Origin of the sequence: Paenibacillus sp. 2TAB26, from assembly GCF_052115145.1 — a bacterium.
Classification (GTDB): Bacteria; Bacillota; Bacilli; order Paenibacillales; family Paenibacillaceae; genus Pristimantibacillus.
This window is the reverse complement of the sequence record NZ_JBFRGC010000039.1, coordinates 1-16,793: the sequence shown is the minus strand read 5'-3', so window position 1 is coordinate 16,793 and position 16,793 is coordinate 1. Positions and strand designations below refer to the sequence as shown.

The 16,793-nt window shown below is 45.8% G+C and carries 14 protein-coding genes and 2 rRNA genes; 1 reads left to right on the top strand and 15 read right to left on the bottom strand.

Annotation, left to right across the window (positions count from 1 at the left end; translation table 11 throughout):
- Nucleotides 1–386: 386 nt before the first annotated feature.
- The 4 genes from gltX to AB4Z50_RS31650 form a co-directional block, all read right to left on the bottom strand.
- Complete coding sequence (gene gltX / locus AB4Z50_RS31665; RefSeq protein WP_441885591.1) at nt 387–1,859, bottom strand: glutamate--tRNA ligase; 1,473 nt, start codon at nt 1,857–1,859, stop codon at nt 387–389.
- A 100-nt stretch (nt 1,860–1,959) separates the two neighbouring features.
- Nucleotides 1,960–2,442, bottom strand: coding sequence for a 2-C-methyl-D-erythritol 2,4-cyclodiphosphate synthase (ispF, locus tag AB4Z50_RS31660; protein WP_441885589.1), 483 nt, complete (start codon nt 2,440–2,442; stop codon nt 1,960–1,962).
- Nucleotides 2,439–3,158: a 2-C-methyl-D-erythritol 4-phosphate cytidylyltransferase gene (gene ispD / locus AB4Z50_RS31655; protein WP_441885587.1), complete on the bottom strand. Its 720-nt coding sequence runs from the start codon at nt 3,156–3,158 to the stop codon at nt 2,439–2,441. Before ispD ends, ispF begins: the two co-directional genes overlap by 4 nt.
- 150 nt (nt 3,159–3,308) lie before the next feature.
- Nucleotides 3,309–4,403 (bottom strand): PIN/TRAM domain-containing protein, encoded by a 1,095-nt coding sequence (locus tag AB4Z50_RS31650; protein ID WP_076271450.1) that lies wholly within the window; start codon nt 4,401–4,403, stop codon nt 3,309–3,311.
- Nucleotides 4,404–4,579: 176 nt separating this feature from the next.
- Here AB4Z50_RS31650 and AB4Z50_RS31645 point away from each other — a divergent pair, with 176 nt between their 5' ends.
- On the top strand, nt 4,580–4,975 hold the full coding sequence (locus AB4Z50_RS31645; RefSeq protein WP_054025352.1) for a hypothetical protein: 396 nt from the start codon (nt 4,580–4,582) through the stop codon (nt 4,973–4,975).
- 115 nt (nt 4,976–5,090) lie between these two features.
- Here AB4Z50_RS31645 and AB4Z50_RS31640 read toward each other — a convergent pair whose 3' ends face one another.
- The 11 genes from AB4Z50_RS31640 to AB4Z50_RS31590 form a co-directional block, all read right to left on the bottom strand.
- On the bottom strand, nt 5,091–7,178 hold the full coding sequence (locus tag AB4Z50_RS31640) for a serine hydrolase (RefSeq protein WP_441885584.1): 2,088 nt from the start codon (nt 7,176–7,178) through the stop codon (nt 5,091–5,093).
- A 186-nt stretch (nt 7,179–7,364) separates the two neighbouring features.
- Complete coding sequence (gene pssA / locus AB4Z50_RS31635; protein ID WP_076271452.1) at nt 7,365–8,111, bottom strand: CDP-diacylglycerol--serine O-phosphatidyltransferase; 747 nt, start codon at nt 8,109–8,111, stop codon at nt 7,365–7,367.
- 88 nt (nt 8,112–8,199) lie between these two features.
- Nucleotides 8,200–9,276 (bottom strand): DNA integrity scanning diadenylate cyclase DisA, encoded by a 1,077-nt coding sequence (gene disA / locus AB4Z50_RS31630; protein WP_441885582.1) that lies wholly within the window; start codon nt 9,274–9,276, stop codon nt 8,200–8,202.
- A gap of 11 nt (nt 9,277–9,287) precedes the next feature.
- The gene (gene radA, locus AB4Z50_RS31625) at nt 9,288–10,655 is read right to left on the bottom strand and encodes a DNA repair protein RadA (protein WP_076271454.1); all 1,368 of its coding nucleotides are present in this window, start codon (nt 10,653–10,655) and stop codon (nt 9,288–9,290) included.
- A 375-nt stretch (nt 10,656–11,030) separates the two neighbouring features.
- Nucleotides 11,031–11,387, bottom strand: a complete 357-nt coding sequence (locus AB4Z50_RS31620) for an antibiotic biosynthesis monooxygenase (RefSeq protein ID WP_076271455.1) — start codon at nt 11,385–11,387, stop codon at nt 11,031–11,033.
- Between the two features lie 130 nt (nt 11,388–11,517).
- A complete protein-coding gene (gene clpC, locus AB4Z50_RS31615; protein ID WP_441885579.1) occupies nt 11,518–13,977 on the bottom strand; it encodes an ATP-dependent protease ATP-binding subunit ClpC in 2,460 nt (819 codons plus the stop codon).
- 2 nt (nt 13,978–13,979) lie between these two features.
- Nucleotides 13,980–15,059 carry a protein arginine kinase gene (locus AB4Z50_RS31610; RefSeq protein ID WP_339205305.1) on the bottom strand — a complete coding sequence of 360 codons (1,080 nt, stop codon included), beginning with the start codon at nt 15,057–15,059 and terminating at the stop codon, nt 13,980–13,982.
- Between the two features lie 28 nt (nt 15,060–15,087).
- Nucleotides 15,088–15,609 carry a UvrB/UvrC motif-containing protein gene (locus AB4Z50_RS31605; RefSeq protein ID WP_441885683.1) on the bottom strand — a complete coding sequence of 174 codons (522 nt, stop codon included), beginning with the start codon at nt 15,607–15,609 and terminating at the stop codon, nt 15,088–15,090.
- Nucleotides 15,610–15,644: 35 nt separating this feature from the next.
- Nucleotides 15,645–16,106 carry a CtsR family transcriptional regulator gene (locus AB4Z50_RS31600; protein ID WP_054025359.1) on the bottom strand — a complete coding sequence of 154 codons (462 nt, stop codon included), beginning with the start codon at nt 16,104–16,106 and terminating at the stop codon, nt 15,645–15,647.
- A 306-nt stretch (nt 16,107–16,412) separates the two neighbouring features.
- A 5S ribosomal RNA gene (gene rrf / locus AB4Z50_RS31595) occupies nt 16,413–16,529 on the bottom strand.
- Nucleotides 16,530–16,689: 160 nt separating this feature from the next.
- A 23S ribosomal RNA gene (locus tag AB4Z50_RS31590) occupies nt 16,690–16,793 on the bottom strand; the annotation flags it as partial.

Genomic DNA, 16,793 nt, shown 5'->3' with positions numbered 1-16,793 from the left:
TCCTTGCTGAAGTTTATTCACCTTAAGGTCTTTAACGCAGACGATRCGTTGCTGCCTACCCTGTCCAGCCAAATATATGCCAATATAGCCGATTAAGCGTCGCCGCCATCCTCATCATTGCGCATTACCTGCTGACACAGCTCGGAACAAAGCTCCCAGGTGCATATTTCCGTTCGGCGGACCAGACAACTTGCAGCCCCATTACGTTTCCTCATAGTCACATGGTGATGCGACTCCGACTCGAATGACGGTTGTCCTCTCTGCGAATCCACAAGCAAACGTACTTCTCCTGTTCATGGCCGTTTGATTCATTCATTTATTAGTCATAGTATACCGAATACCCAAAAATGTGACAAGGGCATTATGCATACTCTCATTTATAAGAATTAAGCTAAAGATCCTGCCAAACGCGCACGTAGACGATCAGCAACCTTATCTTTGCCTAGCAAAGCAAGCGATTGATTCAAATCAGGACCATGCGTTTGTCCAGTAAGGGCTGCACGAATCGGCATGAACAGCTGCTTGCCTTTAAATCCAGTTTCCTTCTGTACAGCTTTGATCATCTCTTTGATGCCATCCACTTCAAAGGCTGTTTCTCCCGCTTCGATTTTTGACAGGAAGGCCTGCAAAACAGTTGGCACTTGCTCCTCGGCAAGAACCTCTACCGCTTCGCTTTCATCCTCTACCGTATCACGGAAAAATAGCTCTGTCATTGGAACGATTTCTGAGGCGGAACGCAGTTTGTCCTGATGCAGCGCTACTAGCGCAGTCACCCAGGCTCTGCCTTCTGCATCAAGTTCAGCAGCGACACGACCCGCATTTTGCAAATGTGGCAGGCAAAGATCAACAACGCGGTTCAAGTCCGCTTTTTTCAAATATTCATTGTTCATCCAGCTAAGCTTCTGCGTATCGAATACTGCTGGGCTTTTACTAAGACGTTCAGGATTAAACACATTAACCAATTCTTCGCGAGTAAACATTTCCTGCTCACCCTCAGGCGACCATCCAAGCAATGTAATAAAGTTAAACATCGCTTCCGGCAAATAACCAAGATCGTCATACTGCGAAATAAACTGAATGATGGATTCATCTCGTTTACTTAGTTTTTTGCGCTGCTCATTCACGATTAGCGTCATATGGCCGAATTTTGGAGCTTCCCAGCCAAAAGCTTCATAAATCATCAACTGGCGCGGCGTATTCGAGATATGGTCTTCTCCACGCAATACGTGACTGATTTTCATCAAATAATCGTCCAGTGCTACAGCGAAGTTATAAGTCGGGATACCGTCCTTCTTCACGATGACGAAATCGCCCATCTCTGTTGTATCAAAACTGATTGAGCCTTTTACGATATCGTCAAAAGCATAGGTCCGATTCTCCGGTACACGGAAACGAATACTCGGCACACGTCCTTCCGCTTCGAAAGCTTGGCGCTGTTCTTCCGTCAGATTGCGATGGCGTCCGGAATAACGAGGCGTTTCGCCGCGCTCCGTTTGCTCTTCCCGCTCCTTCTGAAGCTCCTCCTCCGAGCAGTAGCAGCGATAAGCAAGACCACGATCAAGCAGTTCCTGCCAGTATTTGTTGTATATATCAAGACGCTCAGTCTGACGGTAAGGTCCGTACCCGCCGCCAATATCGATACTCTCATCCCAATCCATGCCCAGCCATTTCAAGTACTTAAGCTGGCTCTCTTCTCCGCCCTCAACATTGCGCTTTACATCCGTATCTTCGATCCGAATAATAAATTTACCGCCCTGGTTTCTCGCGAACAAATAATTGAATAAGGCCGTTCTTGCATTACCAATATGTAAATGACCCGTTGGGGATGGGGCATAACGTACACGAACTTCTGCAGTCATATATATAACCTCCTAAAAGTTTTGCGAAGCAAAATCTAGCTTCGTAAGCATATACAGATAAAGTTTTGCGAAGCACATGCTGATTAATGAATACTCCCGATCATAGCACATCCTTGATTAGACAGACAACGGATTGCGCTGCAATTCCTTCACCGCGTCCTGTGAATCCAAGCTGCTCGGTTGTTGTTGCTTTCACATTCACCTGTGTTACATCAGCCTCAAGCGCCTTCGCTATAATTTCAGCCATTTGCGGAATATAAGGCAGCATTTTTGGCTTTTGAGCAATAATCGTGGAATCAATGTTCCCAAGCTTATATCCGCGCTCACGCACAAGCTTCCATACTTCCTCCAGCAGCTTTAAGCTGTCGGCATCTTTAAAAGCGGCATCAGTATCCGGAAAATGTTTACCGATATCTCCAAGTCCAAGCGCGCCCAGCACTGCATCCGTTATGGCATGCAACAGAACATCCGCATCAGAATGACCTAGAAGCCCCTTCTCATATGGAATCGTTACTCCCCCAATAATACATGGACGTCCTTCTACCAATTGATGCACATCAAATCCTTGACCAACTCGAATCATCCTTGCTCACCTTTCCCCTCTGCCCTATCGGCATGACGCTTCGCAAGCAAAAATTCCGCCCACGGCAAATCTTCAGGCGTCGTAATTTTAATATTCGTATATTCGCCTTCTGCAACAGTAACGCTTGCGCCCATGCGCTCTACAACCATTGCGTCATCTGTTCCAATGAACTCTTCTGCAAGTGCACGCTCATGCGCCTCCTGCAGTAGAACACGTCGAAAAGCTTGCGGCGTTTGTATCGCCCACAAGCTTCGGCGGTCCGGAGTAGAAACGATAACTCCCGCTTCATTGACTTGTTTAATCGTATCCTTTACTGGAACAGCCAGCACAGATGCACCGCTCTGCTCAGCCTGCGAACAGCAAGCACGGACGGCATTCGCCGATACCAGCGGACGTACACCGTCATGCACCATCACCCAGTCGCTCTTTAGCTCCTGCAGTCCTAAGTATACCGAGTGCTGTCGTTCTTTCCCTCCGGCAACTATAGCGGTTACCTTCGTTATGCCATATAGGGAAGCCCAATTGCGGCAACGCTCCACGTCCTCGCTGCCTACGACCAGAACCACTTCATTTACCAAATCCATCGATTGAAACAGCTCTAGCGTATGCACAAGAATAGGCTTGTCCGCCAGCTTCAAATACTGCTTGCTTTCTTTCGTTCCCATCCGCGTGCCTCGTCCGGCCGCTACGATGATAACTCCCCAATCTGCTCCCATGCCTCGACCCGCCTCACACTGAGTTAAAACATAAGTATTTATAAACCTAGCTTCTTATAAATAAACTTACGTTTCTCTGCGAAACGAGCTTGTGCCGTCTTTTGTCGACGTTAGCCGTTTGCGCTATAACAATAGTACTATCATACCTTGTTACTGCGCTTTTTCCAACAGCTTCGGCTTTGCAAATATCATTCGGCCCGCAGAGGTTTGAAGCACGCTCGTTACAAGCACTTCCATCGTTGTCCCGATATATTCACGTCCGCCCTCAACAACGATCATCGTGCCATCATCCAAATATGCGACACCTTGTCCATGCTCTTTGCCGTCCTTTATCACTTGTACGATGATTTCTTCTCCAGGTAGAACAACCGGCTTCACAGCATTAGCCAAATCATTAATATTGAGCACCGACACGCCTTGAAGCTCACATACTTTGTTTAAGTTGAAGTCGTTGGTAACAACTTTACCATGAAGCGCCTTAGCCAGCTTGACCAGCTTGCTGTCTACTTCTCCGATTTCTTCAAAATCTCCTTCATAAATAAGAACCTTTACGTCCAGCTCTTTCTGAATCTTGTTCAAAATATCAAGCCCGCGGCGTCCCCTATTGCGCTTCAATAAATCAGATGAATCAGCAATATGCTGCAGCTCCTCAAGCACAAACTCAGGAATGACTAACGTGCCTTCAATAAATCCAGTTTTACAGATGTCTGCAATACGGCCGTCAATAATAACGCTGGTATCGAGTATCTTATGCTCCTCGTAACCACCTGCCTCATCTACAGGCGCGACTCTCCGTTTCTCCAGCAGAGCTGCAAAACCTTCTGCCAGCTCCTCCTGCTTATGCAGACCAATTCGCATGCCCAAATAACCGAAGCATAACATCATAGCAGCAGGAAGGAGACTTCCTATACCATCTAGACCCGATACTGCGGGATAGATCAGAACAGTAAGCAATAAACCTGCTAGAAGACCGCCAGCTCCAGCAATCAGCTGCTGCATAGGAAGCGCTGCGGTTTGCTCCGCACCCTTCTGCATATAGCGAATGACTTGCCCTGCAACCATCGTTGCTACAACTACACCAAAAACCGCGCCAATTGCTACATTCATGTAATAAGTGCCGGATCGCTGTAGCATTCCGAAGGATGAGCCAGACCATACGGCCGCTCCATTTATCCATCCGTATACTTCACCGCCTGCCATACCACCGAACAACATACCCAATATTTGAATTATTCGTCTAACCATTATGGTTCACCTCCACTATAATTATGTTCCAATAATTGGATCGCTAACCGTGGGGGCACGGATTAATTGAAAACATTTATAATTTTTAATAATTCACATTTTGTAAAAGGGGGATAGGAGGCTTATAATGGATATTAGGAAGAAAACATAAGAGGTTGGTGAAAGAGGTGGAACCGATGAGCGCTCCTACACTGGATCAATTTCAGCAGCAAGTATCCGAATTGTTGCTTCGGCACCGCAGCTTGCTAGATGTTATGTCCAAATTTGGACAGTCAGGCGCTTCGGTAAATCGTGCAGTCACGAAAGCAGTCACAGACTGTGGATGTATTGAACTAAATGCCCGCAAACAACAATACTCGGACGAACTAAATCTTGAAAATGCGAAAACGACGCTGCAAAGTCATCTCACTGGAGCCGTATGCGAGCATTGCCGCGATGCGCTCAAGGCCGATCTTGGCCGCAACTTGTTTTATATGACTGCTTTATGTAATTTGCTGGACATTCAACTGGATGAAGTTATTGCTGATGAATACGACAAATGCTCAACTTTAGGCCTGTTTAACTTAACGTAAATATGCAACATATGAATCGCGCAGGAAAGAGACTATAGCTATCTCTTCCTCCCGAGCAACGAGTAAAAAAAGAGGCCTCCCATATTGGGAGGCCTCTTTTTTAGCACTAATAGTGCTACTTCTGTTGCATGAATCCAGAAACAATAACATCTAACGGACGTGTAAGAAGAGAATATAAAATAGCAGCTTCCTCTTGGCGGTTCAGAACTTTTTTAGAAGCGTAATTGAAAACACCTTTCTCTGGCTCTTGAACCTCTGGTCCATAGATGCCGAGCTTAACGATCATCTTAACAGCTGGCAGCGCCCATTTATCAGTCTCACCGGAGAGCTTAACCGACTCAAACAACTCTGCTGGATACTGCTGAGAGAAAACGCGCCACATCATAACAGCCGCTTCTTGGCGAGTAATATTGCGATCCGGCTCAAACAGATTCGTTGTTGTACCTTTGACCAGGCCCAGCTCATACGCTTGCTGAACAAAAGCAGCGGCTGAATGGCCTTCCAAATCCGTAAATACAAGTTCTTCCGTACTGCTTCCTTTTAATCCGCTAATCTCCATAAGATGCTTAACAAATTGTCCCCGAGTGACTGATTGCTCAGCATTAAATTTCTCATCCTCAATATCGGAGTAGTGCCCTAATGTTTTCAGCGTATAAATTGCCTTCTCATAAGGGTGGTCTTTCRCAATATCAGCAAATAAGGTTGGCGCTTTATGTTTCATCCCATAGCCGAGCGGATTCAGATACGGCTCCTTAAAGTAAAGCACTTCATCGCCTGACCCTATCGCAAATGCCGTGAATTTACCCGTAAGACTATCTACAAATAGATTTTTATCTACTTGTTTAAGCGCACGCGGTCCAAGGAAAGCATCTGATATCATCAAGCTGCCTTTGCCGTCTGCTTCTATTGATGTATTTAGTTGTGCAAGACGAAGGTCAGTATAAATGCCCGTGAATTTATTTAATGAATCTGTCGTACTCGGCGTGAATGCGTCGAACTTGGCAGGTTCAGCATATGCCGGGAAAAATGAATTAATAAACGCCTGATAGAAGAAATCACGGAGAGGGCCTATTTTGTTGTAAGTAATGAATACTCCCGTCTTTTGTTCCGGAATAAGGAACATAAGCGAGCTAGTGCCCACAATATCTCCAAACTTGGCTATCACGGAAGAACTGCTTCCCGCCCCAGGAAGCTGAATCGGTGCCTCAAATCCATAAGTAGTGTTCGGCAGCAATGAATGAATCGAAGAGCGATACGTTTTCATCTGATCAACGGTTGCTTGCTTAAGAATGCTGCCGGATTCTGATGAACCGCCATTCAGGAAAGCAATCATAAACTTGCTTATGTCCTCAGCAGTAGAGAACATTCCCCCTTGCGGCATTATAGTAGGAGTAACTGCATATAGTTCATGTTTGCCGTTTGCAGCGTCGTACTCCGAAACTAGATTTTCTGTAAGTTTTTTATCAAGTAAAAAACGGCTTGAATCCATTTTCAGCGGTTTGAATATATTCTGTTCCATGTAATCGTTAAAAGGTAAACCGCTGACTTTTTGTACGATCAATCCAATCAGCATCGACGCAAAGTTATCGTACATGTAGGCGCTGCCCGGCTCCCGAACAACAGAAGGCATATGCCCCCGAACATAGTCTTCAATTTCAACTACTTTCCCGAAGTCGGTATGTATATCCTCTGCCTGCGGATCACGTATTTCAAAACCCGTCGTATGTGTAAGTAAATGCTCAATTGTAACCGGCTTGCCGAACGGGTTGTCAAACTTCAAATCCTTCACATACTTGGTGAAATCGTCTTGAAGAGAAATCTTCCCCTGCTCTACAAGCTGCATAACCGCGGCTGCCGTAAAGGTCTTGGACACTGACGCGATGCGAAACACGCTTGAAGCAGGGTCAATCGGCTTTTTTGTTTCCAGGTCTGCAAAGCCATATCCTCGCTGCGCTACCGTTTTCCCATCCTTTACAATAACGACGGAAGCTCCTACATATTGCRATTTGATTTGTTCCGTTGCAAAAAAATCGTTTAAAAAAGTTGTCGCATTTTCAGCATTTAACGCTTTTGGAGCAGGCGCAGCACTCGGTTTCACGGGAGCCGCATAGACGGCTGGAGCAAGCAGGCTGACTGATAAAGCAGCAGTAACAATCGTTTTGGTCCATAAAGAAGGCTTTCTAATACTAAATAGTCGTTTCAAACCAGCATCTTCTCCATTCGAATTCGTTTTTGACCGCCTATTAAATACGAATTTGGAAGATGATTAGTTTCAAAATTATCCCATAATAGATTGCTAAAAGGGGGCTGTAAGCAAGAAAAAAAATAGCGCCCAAGCACAAAAATCTGTGCTTGAAACGCTATTTCACATTCAATATTGCCGCTTTGATCAAGCCGGCTTTTCTGTTTGAACAGGGTCTTCCGCGTTTTCATCCCGTTTCTTCCGCTTGCGGTTTCGCTTGGGCAAACGGCGATCAACGTTTTTTTTTAGGCCGTACAGCGCATATAGAAGCAGCGGTACAAACAAAATTTTGGATAAGTCATTTTTGAACAATAGACCTAATACGACAGATACAACAATAACAATAGGGACAACCCATACTGCGCTCTTAGGAATACCGACCTTTTTGAAATTCGGATATTTAATCGTACTAACCATAAGAATGGAAAGCACTACTGTGCTTGCAAGCAACACGGATACATAAATGTCATTTTGAAATAAAGCTAATGTCGCTAACACTCCGCCAGCCGCCGGTATCGGAAGACCGATAAAATAACCTGGCGCACTTGATATTACATTGAAACGAGCAAGCCGCAGTGCCCCGCAAATCGGGAACAATGCCGTTACGATCCAAGCCAAGGCTGGATTAAGATCTTGAAAAGCAACTACATACATAATAAATGCTGGAGCTACGCCAAACGAAATCACATCGGATAATGAGTCCAGCTCCTTACCGAATTCACTTTGAACGTTCAGCGCCCGAGCAACGCGTCCGTCAACACCATCAAGCAGCATGGCGATTAACACCATCATAGCCGCAGTATCTGGTTTTTCATTGAATACAAGAATGATGGCGATTACTCCTAGGAATAAGTTCCCCACCGTGAGAAGGCTCGGTATCGATTTTGTGATCATCTTTTCCACCTCTTCTCTACTATGCCCCAAAACCCTTAACGAATGTATCTCCACGTTACAGGACCACATTCAATCCATTGTATGGGATTTAAATTTGCCTGTCAATGAACATCTGCTCTTGTATCCGCTTTAGACCTTCCTTAATCGCACGTGCCCGCACCTCGCCAATACCTTCAACCTCATCCAATTCTTCAATTGTCGCCATCAGAATATGAGGCAATCGACCGAAGTTTTCAATCAGATTGTTCATAATAATGAGCGGCAATCTTGGAATTTTATTCAGCAGTCGATAACCGCGCGGTGACACGGATTCATCGTTCATGTTGCTCGTATGTGGATAACCGATCAAACGGATGATTGGCGGCGCATCCAGCAGCTCATCCGAGCTCAGCTTCTTCAGGCCTGCCCGAATTTCTCGTATTTTCTCATCCGAATTTTCTTTGGCATAATCCTTAAGTAAGTACCATGCATCCTCTTCAACTCCGCCAACGAGCTCATCCATTTGCATGCTGATGAGCCGTCCTTCCGTTCCAAGCTCATTTACATAACGCTTGATCTCCATCTTGATGCGCAGAACCATTTCAACACGTTGAATAACATGCGCTACTTCCTGAAGTGTAACGAGCTCTTCGAATTCAAGCGCTGAAAGATTCGTAAAGGATTGGCTTAGCACCGCTTTATATTTCTCGAGCGTTTGAATCGCTTGATTGGCCTTCGTCAAAATAACACCCATGTCCTTCAGCGAATAACGCAGATTGCCTTGATACAAAGTAATAATATTACGGCGCTGCGAGATGGATACAACAAGCTTGCCTGTCTGCTTTGCAACCCGCTCAGCTGTACGGTGCCGAATTCCCGTTTCGATCGACGGAATGGAGCTATTCGGTATAAGCTGCGTATTCGCATACAAAATTCGGCGCATATCCTCACTCAAAATAATAGCTCCGTCCATTTTTGCAAGCTCATACAAATAGTTAGGCGAGAAGTCGCAATTAATGGRGAAACCTCCGTCTACGACTTCCATTACTTCTGGGCTGTAGCCAACAACCAGCAACGCCCCCGTTTTCGCCCGAAGCACATTTTCAAGCCCATCCCGAAAAGGGGTGCCTGGTGCGACTAATTGCAATAATTGATTCATAATTTCAAGCTGTGTAGGTTCCTTCATCATCTGCCCCCCTATCCAAGCGCTGCCTTAAGTGCTTCCGACACTGTAGATACGCCAATAATTTCTATGCCTGCGGGTGGTTTCCACCCTTTTAAACTTTTCTCTGGCATTATGACACGTTTAAAACCTAGTTTCTCTGCTTCCTTCACCCTTTGCTCAGCACGCGATACCGCACGCACTTCTCCCGTCAATCCTACCTCACCAAATATAACGTCATACGGCTTCGTTGGCGCATCGCGAAAACTGGAGGCTATGCTGACCGCCGCTGCTAGATCGACTGCCGGCTCATCAAGCTTAACTCCGCCAGCTACGTTCAAGTAAGCATCCTGTGTTTGTAGAAACATGCCGTTCCGCTTCTCCAACACTGCGATAATGAGCGCCATTCGGTTATGGTCGATACCCGTTGACATTCTGCGCGGAGATGGAAAATTAGTTGTGGCCACAAGCGCCTGAAGCTCAACAAGCACAGGCCTGGTGCCTTCCATGCTTGCAACTACGGTTGACCCTGATACACCAAGCGGCCGCTCAGATAAAAACAGCTCAGAAGGATTCGAAACCTCTCGCAGTCCATCCTCGCCCATCTCGAAAATGCCAATCTCGTTCGTCGAGCCAAAGCGGTTTTTGACTGCCCTTAAAATTCTGTACGTATGATGGCGCTCCCCTTCAAAATAAAGAACACAATCCACCATATGCTCTAAAAGCCTTGGCCCCGCAATCGCGCCTTCCTTCGTAACATGGCCGACGAGCACCGTCGCAATTCCTTTAATTTTGGCCACTCGCATAAAGTGTGCCGTGCATTCTCGTACCTGCGATACACTTCCGGGAGCCGATTGAACATTTGGATCGTAGACGGTTTGAATGGAGTCAATAACGAGAAAATCCGGCTGGACTGATTCTATGGCATCGTTAATTTGCTCCATATTGGTTTCGCATAGTACATAAAGCGATTCCGTCAGCGCACCAAGTCGATCTGCCCTTAGCCTTGTTTGCCGCACGGACTCCTCCCCAGAAATATAGAGCACTTTCAATCCTTTCACCGCGAGCGCATGAGACGTTTGCAGCAACAGCGTTGATTTTCCGATTCCGGGATCTCCGCCGACAAGAATTAGCGAGCCTGGAACAACACCTCCGCCGAGCACTCGATTAAGCTCAAGCATCCTTGTTTCTATACGAGGCTCTTGCCCACTTTCTATATGTATGATGGACTGCGGCTTTTCTTTCGCATGAAACGACGACAATCCGACGCCCTTCGTTTTCACAACGGTTTCTTTCTCTTCCACCATCGAATTCCAAGCGTGGCAACCGGGACATTTCCCCAGCCATTTTGGCGATTCTGTTCCACATTCCGTACAAACAAATTTTGATTTAATTTTGGCCATTCTGTACTCCTTAAACGTTATGAACCAGCGTAAATGAATGATGCCAGCCCTAGCGATTGTGCTTAAAATCACACTACATAAAGTTTACCATTTTATCCTCCATGTATAAACCCACATTGTTAATGAAAAAAGGAGATAACCCACTTATTATTCGTTTCCCACAGCTAAGCTTATCCATTTCACGTCTTTTCATTGTTATCCACAGAATTACGAACAAGTTATCAACATTATCCACAACTCATCAACATATCCCCAAAGGCTTTTTCTATAAATACAACATAAAAAACGCCCTCGTTATCCACAGTGGATAAGAGAGCGAAAGATTAGTCACAACGCAGCATATTTATTAGAGCACCAAGTTATAAATAAATAGAATTAATGCTGCTTAAGCTCAATTCCAGCTTGCCGAGCAACTAACACACGATGCGTTGTCAATTGTGAGCCGAGCATCACGCTTTCCGTTTGCTGGCCTGCCTCACCCTGTTGTCCCCCGCCTCTATGAGCATGTGCTTGCCGAAAAGAATCACTGTTCACCCAGCCCTCAAAGGAAGCTTTGGTTTCCCAAGTCGTGCTTACTTTAAGCTCATCATATTCTTCTAAGCCTTCCGTTAACAACACTTCCATGCGCACAAAACCAGGAGATAAATCTATGCCTTTGGAGTTTTGAAATCTACTCGCCACCGTCTCCCCGTGGCCTTTTTTTACTTTTATCGTATTGGTGACAACTATCATCGTTGTTCCTCCATTCTATGTAACGCTATAGTCTTATTATACGATAATGATTATCATTGTCAATTTATTGTATTAATAAAAACTGTCCCGCAAGCAGCTATTCTGATTGCGGGACAGTTTACTATCATGCTTATTTTGTCGTGGATTCTTCTGGCTCTTGTTCGGAAATCGATTTGGTAACGGTTAGACCGCCATCCTTCTCATCGATTGTGAACGTATCGCCTTTTTGGATTTTACCCATCAACAAATCTTCGGACAAACGGTCTTCGATATGTTTTTGGATTGCCCGGCGAAGCGGACGAGCTCCATATTGTGGATCGTAGCCTTCCTTCGCAAGGAAGGTTTTTGCTGCATCCGTCAAGATGAAGTCAACTTCCTGCTCACGCAGACGCTTGCGCAGCTCATCCGACATGAGTGTAACGATTTGAGCAATATGCTCCTCGCCAAGCGAATGGAACACGATGCTTTCATCGATACGGTTCAAGAACTCCGGACGGAAGCTTTTCTTAAGCTCGCCAAGCACTTTATCCTTCATTTGCTGGAAGTCGCGTCCCGCATCCTGTACGGCTGTAAAACCGAGCGAGGAATTACGCTTGATTTGATCCGCTCCAACGTTAGAAGTCATAATAATCAGTGTGTTGCGGAAATCGACAACGCGGCCTTTGGAATCAGTCAAGCGACCATCCTCCAGCACCTGAAGCAATATGTTAAATACTTCAGGGTGAGCTTTCTCAATTTCATCTAGTAACACAACGGAATATGGCTTGCGGCGAACTTTCTCGGTTAACTGTCCGCCTTCTTCATAACCTACATAACCAGGAGGCGCTCCGACTAGACGGGATGTCGAATGTTTCTCCATATATTCCGACATGTCGATACGGATAACCGCATTTTCATCTCCGAACATCGCTTCTGCAAGTGCTCTGGCGAGCTCCGTTTTACCAACACCCGTTGGACCTAAGAAAATGAATGAACCAATTGGACGCTTCGGATCTTTCAAGCCGGCACGCGCACGACGAATCGCTCTGGATACCGACTTCACGGCATCATCTTGTCCAATGATGCGATCGTGAAGAATATCTTCCATTTTCAGAAGTCGTTCCGTCTCTTCTTCAGCCAGCTTGCTAACAGGAATACCCGTCCAGCTAGCTACAACCTGAGCAATATCCTCTGGTGTCACTTCAGAATCAGTACGGCCTTGTTTTTCTTTCCACTGGTTTTTGGTAATATCAAGCTCTTCGCGAATTTTTTGCTCCGTATCGCGAAGTGCTGCCGCTTTCTCGAATTCTTGGCTTTGAACCGCTGCATCCTTCTCCTTGCGGATATCTTCCAAACGGTTTTCAAGCTGCTTCAAGTTTGGCGGTACAGTGTAAGAATGCAAGCGTACCTTTGAACCGGCTTCATCGATAAGGTCAATCGCTTTATCTGGCAAGAACCGATCCGGAATGTAACGATCCGATAATTTAACTGCTTGCACGATAGCTTCATCCGTAATTTTCACACGGTGATGAGCTTCATAACGATCGCGTAAGCCGTATAAAATTTGAATCGCTTCTTCTGGAGATGGCTGATCTACCGTTATAGGTTGGAAACGACGCTCAAGCGCAGCATCTTTTTCAATATATTTGCGGTATTCATCAAGAGTAGTTGCACCGATACATTGTAGTTCACCACGTGCTAATGCAGGTTTCAAAATATTAGATGCATCGATTGCACCTTCTGCTCCGCCTGCGCCAATCAACGTATGAAGCTCATCGATGAATAGAATAATATTGCCCGCTTGGCGGATCTCATCCATGATTTTCTTCAACCGATCTTCAAACTCACCACGGTACTTTGTACCTGCAACTACGGAGCCCATATCCAGCGTCATGACACGCTTATCACGCAAAGTTTCGGGAATTTCATTCTCGATAATCTTCTGCGCAAGACCTTCGGCAATTGCTGTTTTACCGACGCCTGGTTCCCCGATTAGTACTGGATTGTTCTTCGTACGGCGGCTAAGCACTTGAATTACACGCTCAATTTCTTTGCTTCGGCCGATTACAGGATCCAGATTTCCTTCCTTCGCATAAGCAGTTAAATCTCTTGCAAGTCCATCGAGCGTAGGCGTGCTAACATTCGCTGGTGAACCGTGATTGCTTGAGACAGCTTCACTGCTGCCAAGAAGCTGAAGGACTTGTTGACGAGCCTTATTTAGGCTAATGCCAAGATTGTTGAGCACACGTGCCGCAACGCCTTCTCCTTCACGGATGAGACCAAGCAAAATATGCTCTGTGCCAACGTACGTATGTCCAAGCTTTCTTGCTTCATCCATCGAAAGCTCAATTACTTTTTTTGCGCGTGGCGTATAGGCAATGTTGTTAGGCTGCTCTTGACCGCGACCGATCAACGCCTCAACTTCATCTTGAATCTTTTCAAGCCCAAGTCCTAGTCCAATCAATGCTTTAGCCGCTATTCCTTCCCCTTCGCGAATAAGGCCTAGCAAAATATGCTCCGTACCAATATTGTTATGTCCGAGACGAACCGCTTCTTCTTGCGCCAATGCAAGCACCTTCTGTGCTCGCTCCGTGAATCTTCCAAACATCATATTTACGCACCCCCATGGCCTTTTTCACCACGCAATTGCTTGCGTATGAGTTCTGCTCTCCTGAAATCTCTCTGCTCTGGACTCATCTTCTCGTCGAAGGTTTGTTGCAAAAATCCAGGCTGAGTCATGACCAAAAGTTCATTCAACACTTGTGGCGTTACATCTGATAAAATGCCAAGGTCTGCACCAAGCCGCACATCTGACAACCGCTGCGCAGCTTCCTTGGAATCCATAATTGAAGCATATGCTAAAATACCGTATGAGCGCTTCACGCGATCCTCTGTCCTCAGCCGCGACTCATGCATAAGACGTTTGCGTGCCGCTTTCTCATGCTCGATGATTTGTCTTGCAACACCATAAAGATTTTCAATAATTTCATTCTCGGATTGCCCGAGCGTAATTTGGTTAGACACCTGAAATAAATTCCCAAGCGCTTCACTGCCTTCGCCGTACAAACCTCTTACCGCCAATCCTACCTGTGTAACAGCTGACAATATCCGATTGATTTGAGACGTTAAAACGAGTGCTGGCAAATGCATCATGACGGATGCCCTTATGCCTGTGCCCACATTCGTTGGACATGTCGTCAAATAACCGCGTTTCTCATCAAATGCATAATCAGCCGACTCTTCAAAAATATCGTCAATTCCGCTGGCCAATGCCCATGCCTCCTGGATTTGGAAACCTGGATACAGACATTGAATGCGCAAATGATCTTCTTCGTTAATCATTATGCTAACAGATTCATTATCGCTTAAAATAACGGCCCCGCATCGCGATTCGTTCGCTAAATTGGGACTGATTAAATGCTTTTCAACAAGCACCCTTTTATCAAGCTCGCTTAAATCTGACAAAACAATGGTCTCAAATGATCCAATTGACTGCAGCTTGCCGCTCTGGCTAACTTCAGTCAGCTGATCCATGACATCCTTAGATTGCTGATTTGTTGCAAGTAATGGAAAAGGCTGATGACGTAAATTTCGGGCTACTCGCACTCTGCTGCTAATGACAATTTCAGATTCAGGACCTGCGTCCTTCATCCATTCGCTGAGCGCATGCTGTGAGAATCGATGCTTAGTCAAGAGGTTCCTTCACTCCTTCTATGCCAGCCTACAGGTCTGCCATTTTGCGCTCTAATTCACGTATTCGATCACGCAGCTCAGCCGCGCTTTCAAATTCCTCTTGATCAATCTTCTCCTGCAGATCCCGCCTCAGCTGTTCAATCTCGCGCTTGCACTGGATTTGCCCGCCTGAGCGCTTAGGGATTTTACCGCTGTGTACGGTGCTGCTGTGAATACGTTTGAGAAGTGGATCAAGCTTACTTTCGAACGACTGATAACAAGAGCTGCAGCCGAATCGACCGATTTTGCTAAACTGTGTATAGGTCAGTCCACATTCCTCGCAGCGCAGCGCTGGCTGCTTGATGCCGGTAATCGTCGACCCGCCAAGCTGTTCGAAATCAAGAAGGCCCGATAGTAAGCTATGAATAGAAAAGCTATTCGGCGCGCCTGGAATGCCTTCGCCTTTCTCACGAGCACAGCTTTCACAAATATGAAATTCGGTCTTCTCGCCATTAATGATTTTTGTGAAATGAAGCGTAGCCGGTTTTTTACCGCAATCTTGGCAAAACAAGCCTGATCCCTCCTCCCGGTATAAACGGTTTGTCATTATTTAACCAGCAATGAGATAAGCATGGACCTTAACAACCTTGCCCGAATTTCATCCCTTAGCGGCAGCTTCAGTGCAATGGTATCGCGATGCACAGCCGCACGGAGTAGATTTCCCTCGCGCTTAGAGATAAGTCTTGCTTCCTCAAGCTGATAAATAAGCCCTTCCGCTGCACCTTGATCGACACATTCTCCAACCGTTTCTTCGATGTGGAATTGAATCGCCTTTAATGCAGGAAGCTCAATCCGTTGTATTCGGATATAGCCTCCGCCGCCGCGCTTACTTTCAACCATGTATCCTTTCTCCATGGTAAATCGAGTACTAATTACATAGTTGATTTGCGACGGTACACAAGAAAATTTGTCAGCCAGGTCATTGCGTTGAATTTCTACTGCGCCCTCTGGACTTTCTTGAAGCATAAGCTTCAAGTACTGTTCGATGAGATCGGAAATGTTACGCAAACCACCAACCTCCCTGAGAAATAACCAATAAAACTAAAGTTGAAACATAGGTATTAATGAGGTCTTGCAATCAAATCAGAATATACACCGAATATTCGGACAACTGACTTTGACTTTCTTTGACCTTGATTTTATTATATGCAATTTCAGCAAAAGGTCAAGTGCTCGGTAAAATTGATTTTCCATTAGCTTGGTACGCTTGCATGCTGTTTATACATAGCCGGATTCATTTATATGATTAACGCTCATTTTCTGCATGCAAAAACAACAAAAAACCTATCGCATATTATGCGATAGGTCTCTCGTGCTTGGCGACGTCCTACTCTCCCAAGACCCTGCGGTCTAAGTACCATCGGCGCTGAAGGGCTTAACGGTCGTGTTCGGTATGGGAACGCGTGGTTCACCTCCGCCATCGCCACCAAACTGGATTTTTCGTTGAAATGCAGTCCTGAGTTTCCTCAGAAAAGATCCAACCAAAGTCCTTCAAGGTGTTTACGCCCTGAAAACTGGATACGAAAGATTAGGCTTGCTGAAGCCTTTTATGCTGCTGTCTACTGGATGTATGGGTCACAGTAAACGTGTTTAGGATAAGCCCTCGACCGATTAGTATTCGTCAGCTACACACATTGCTGTGCTTCCACCCCGAACCTATCAACCTCGTCGTCTTCAAGGGGTCTTACATACTGG